At 50.4% G+C, this 4,644-nt stretch carries 3 protein-coding genes; 2 read left to right on the top strand and 1 reads right to left on the bottom strand.

All coding sequences use genetic code 11. From position 1 onward, the window contains the following. The first annotated feature begins 261 nt into the window (after positions 1-261). Positions 262-2,064 carry a PhoX family protein gene (locus I9W95_RS15885; RefSeq protein ID WP_225676649.1) on the top strand — a complete coding sequence of 601 codons (1,803 nt, stop codon included), beginning with the start codon at positions 262-264 and terminating at the stop codon, positions 2,062-2,064. A 63-nt stretch (positions 2,065-2,127) separates the two neighbouring features. Continuing rightward, positions 2,128-3,879: a hypothetical protein gene (locus tag I9W95_RS15890; protein WP_225676650.1), complete on the top strand. Its 1,752-nt coding sequence runs from the start codon at positions 2,128-2,130 to the stop codon at positions 3,877-3,879. A 142-nt stretch (positions 3,880-4,021) separates the two neighbouring features. Here the strand turns inward: I9W95_RS15890 and I9W95_RS15895 are convergent, their stop codons facing one another. Next, positions 4,022-4,207 (bottom strand): hypothetical protein, encoded by a 186-nt coding sequence (locus tag I9W95_RS15895; protein WP_225676652.1) that lies wholly within the window; start codon positions 4,205-4,207, stop codon positions 4,022-4,024. Between the last annotated feature and the right edge of the window lie 437 nt (positions 4,208-4,644).

Consider the following 4,644-nt stretch of genomic DNA (forward strand, 5'->3'; position numbering starts at 1 on the left):
CGCGAAGCGGGGAGATAGCCCGTCCGGCGAGAGGGGTAAGGCCCCTCTATGAGGACAAGGGGCCCGGAATATCCCACAAAAGTTAAAATGAAAATTTGTGGGACACTAGTGGCGCTTCGGCGCCTTTTTTATTTCTGTTTAAAAATCCTCATAAAACTTCAGTTAATTATTTTGTCATCTAACTGCATCCTGACTGTCATCTTTCTCATTTAGTTTTTCCGCCGGGTAAAAACCTTTATTCATGCTAATGAGAGAGCAGCAATGGAACTTTTCAGCAAGAAGCGCCTGGTGCAGGCGATGATCGTTGCAACAGCGGCCAGTCTGGCAGCCTGTGGCGGTGATGATGATAAAACTAAAAAACTGACCTTCGCTGGTGTAGATGCGCCTGCCACTGATTCTGAAAAACGCGCAATTCTTGCGTCCTCAGCTACTGTTGGTGATAAAGAATTCGGCGGTTCTTACAACACTCTGGCGCGCTCTGGCGACGTTATTGATGGTGTTCCTTTCGGTCTGGTTGTTGATCAGGACGGTAACGCTATTCAGGAAGAAGATGGTGCTGAGCGTGTTACTGATGCGAACGAGCACACTTCTCTGCTGCCAATTAACGGCCGTCTGTTCTCTGTTTCTCAGATGGAAACCCGTCCTGGTGCGATGTTCCTGTTTGAACTGAATCAGGCTTCTGGTACCGGCGCACTGTCTGTTGCCAGCATGTCTCAGATTGATCAGTCTGGTGTTGATGGTGGCTGGGTACACTGTGCCGCTTCGGTTACTCCATGGACAACGCACTTAGCTTCTGAAGAGTATGAGCCGGACGCAAAAAAATTGCCTACTGCGACTGAAGTTGCAGCAGATGGTTACAGTGCTACTCAGCTGACTTATTACACTGAGAACGGCTTGACCTGGAACCCATACTACTACGGCTGGAACATCGAAGTTGCAGTTGAAACTGATGCTGCCGATGCTGACAGTGAGCCAAGTGTTGAGCTGACTAAGCATTACGCAATGGGTCGTCTGGCATTCGAACTGGCTTACGTAATGCCAGACGCGAAAACCGCCTATATGACTGACGACGGCACTAACGTAGGTTTCTACATGTTTGTTGCTGATCAGGAAAACGATCTGAGCGCAGGTACTCTGTACGCCGCTAAGTGGGTACAAACCTCTGCTGAAGGTGTTGGCGCAGCCGATCTTGAGTGGGTATCTCTGGGCCATGCCAGCAACGCAGATATTACCGATTACGTTCACGGCACCAATGGCAAGTCTAAGCTGACCTTCGAAGATATTTTCGATGCGGTTGATCCGGTTGATGATGCCTGTGCTTCCGGCTACACCTCTATCAGCGCCAATGGTGTGGGTCAGGAGTGTCTGAAAGTTAAGAGCGGCATGGAAAAAGTGGCTTCCCGCATGGAAACCCGTCGCTACGCTGCAATGATGGGCGCAACCACCGAATTCCGTAAGGAAGAAGGCGTAACTTACGACAGCAAGCGTGACGTTCTGTACGTTGCTATGTCTGAAGTAAGCAAAGGTATGCTGGATGGTGATTCAAAAGACACTGGTGGTCCAAACCACATCCGTCTGACTGAAGCCAACAAGTGTGGTGCGGTTTACCAGCTGGACCTGGCGAAAGACAGCTCTATCGGTTCTGACTACGTAGCGCAGAATATGGTGGGTCTGGTTGCAGGTCGTCCGGTATCTGAAGATGATCCACAGGTTGCTGGCTTTGAAGACAACAACAGCTGTCATATCGACGGTATTGCTAACCCGGATAACGTTACTTACATGTCCGGCTACGACAAGCTGATCATTGGTGAAGATACTGGTTCTGGTCACCAGAACGACGTGATCTGGGCATACGAATTCGATGAGCAGCAGCTGATCCGTATCCAGACGACTCCTTACGGTTCTGAAACCACGTCACCTTACTGGTACGAAGACATCAACGGCTGGGCTTATCTGATGTCTGTTGTTCAGCACCCTTACGGTGAATCTGACGGTGACAAAAACACCGGTAATGGTGAAGCTCGCGCTTACACTGGCTATATCGGTCCTTTCCCAGCACCTTAATTCTGAGGTTGCTGACTCAGGGGTGGCTTCGCCACCCCGGTTTTCGTTTTGGATAGTAAAAATATGAAAGCATACCAGGTTTTAATTCCCTCGCTGGCGATGATGCTTGGCGGCTGTTTTACCGATACTGCCAGCGAGGCAGACACGGGTGTCGCTGCAGCAGATGTACAGGAAACAGAAGCGCAGGCAGGTGCGCCACAATTAATCAGCGATCTCACCTATGGCACGCTGGTTGATGTGACGTTGGATGTTAAGAAAAACAATGTTCCTTACATACCGCCTCAGTGTTACACGGATCCGGTGGATCAGAATGGTGTAGTGAATAACCCCTGTTATGCCTGTCATACCGAAAGTAAGCGTCCGAATTTTCTCAATGATACGGATGTGCAGGAGGCCTATGGTTTTCCTGAATCTGCAGTAACCAATAACTGGTCAAATATTTTCCGCGATCGTACTGCGGAGGTTGCAGCAATTTCCGATGAAAATATTCTGACATACGTACGTGAAGACAATTATAAAACTCAGGATGGGCGCATCATCCTGGCGGAGAAACTGAAAAATCCGCCACCGCAGTGGGATCATGATGGCAACGGTCAGTGGGATGGATATACCCCGGACGTGAATTTTGACTTCGATGAGCAGGGTTTTGATCGTACACCGGCAGGTGGCTACAGTGGCTGGCGTGCTTTTGCGTATTACCCGTTTCTCGGCACCTTTATGCCGACCAATGGCTCAACAGATGACGTAATGATTCGCTTGCCAGAGGCATTTCGTCAGCTTGATGCCGGTGTGTTTGATATCGAAACCTATCGCGTCAATCTGGCCATCGTTGAAGCGCTGATGAAAGAGCAGGATGTGGTGATCGCGGAAACGGATGAGAGCCGCTTTCAGGTGGATCTGGATAAAGACGGTAAGCTGGGTAAAGCAACGCTGATTAAATATCAGTGGGCACCATTGGAAGGTGTTCATATGAGTTATGTTGGTCAGGCCAAAGTACAGCTGGAAGCCGGGGCTGTTCATCTGGCCGCGCGTCTGTATCCGGAAGGTACTGAGTTTCTGCATAGCGTGCGCTATCTGGATGTCGACAGCAGCGGTAACACCGGTATGGCTGCACGGATGAAAGAGCTTCGCTACAGCAAGAAGCATGGTTGGCGCACCTACTACAATCTGCGCACTATCGTGAATAAAGAACTGAAAGAGCGCCATGATTTTCCCGATCGGGTCAAGGTTCTGATTGGTAATGCGGAACTTGGGCTGTATGCACCGCATGGCTGGACTTACCAGGGCTTTATTGAAGATGACGCAGGCCAGCTGCGACCGCAGTCTTATGAGGAAACTTACTTCTGCATGGGTTGCCATGGTTACACGGGAGCCAGCAACGATACGACCATTTCATTTACCCGTAAGTTTGATCACACTCACTTCCGCGATGGCTGGTACCACTGGTCCGAGAAAAACCTGGCGGGTATTGCTGATCCGCAACGTGAAGATGGTCGTGGCGAATATGCGTTCTATCTGGAAAACAATCCATCGGGTAATGAATATCGTACGAATGACGAAGTACATAATAAATTCTTCAATACCGATGGCAGTAAAAAGGAAGATGCGTTTGCCAGCCTGTCAGAAGATATTTCATACCTGCTGATGCCGAGTGCCGAGCGGGCGCTGATGCTGAATAAGGCGTACAAGGTTATCGTTGATGAGCAAAGCTACACGCAGGGGCGTGAGGCGATTGTAAAACCTCTGACCAACGTCCATCAGGAAGTAGAGGTTGATCAACCGACGGGTATTACCGATATTCAGAGTTATTACTGATAAAAAACGGGGCGAAAGCCCCACTAGTGTCCCACAGTTTTAAAGATATCGGTTTTCTATAAACGACTTTTAAATCCGCAATGCCTGCTGCCTCCCAGGGGAACTTACCGAGCGTCGGACCGCCCTTGGTCGGCAGGACCTTTTATACCTGACCGCCATGGATGGCGGAAATGCCTGTTTTGCAGGAGCAAAAACAGGCCCAGCTTTTCGCTTCTGGAGCGTTACCCTCATTCTCTCGATTTTTCAGGCCACGCGCCCATGCGACATCCCTGTCGCCGTCCGCTCGCCGGGCATCCATGCCCGGCGGACCGGAAAAATCATCGTTCATTTCGGCGCTCCAGGATGCGAAAGAATGGCTTCCTCTATGCTGCTTTTTACTACAACGCGATCTCTGAATTTCAGTCAGAGACATGACATTCAGATTCTGTGTGACGTTGGAAATAAGGCTGTGAGATTCACTAAAACAGCGCCTCTGCGCTCGCCGCAGAAAGCGTAGATATTTACGACCTGCCCGAAGGGACTTGGGCAAGCGGCCCCGGCCAAGGATGGCCGATGGGGCGCGAGGTCAGGAAATATCAAGGTTTCAAGGGTAAGCGAGCCAGAACAGCGCGAAGCGGGCCGGTTTTTGCTCCTGCAAAACCTGCATTTCCGCCATCCCTGGCGGTCAGGAGTTAAGCCCTCCCGGCGAGAGGGGCGGTCCGACGTATCGGAAGGCCCCTCTATGAGGACAAGGGGCCTGGAATATCTCACAAAAGTTCAAATAAA

Source organism: Thalassolituus marinus (assembly GCF_020320395.1).
Lineage (GTDB): Bacteria > Pseudomonadota > Gammaproteobacteria > Pseudomonadales > Oceanobacteraceae > Venatoribacter > Venatoribacter marinus.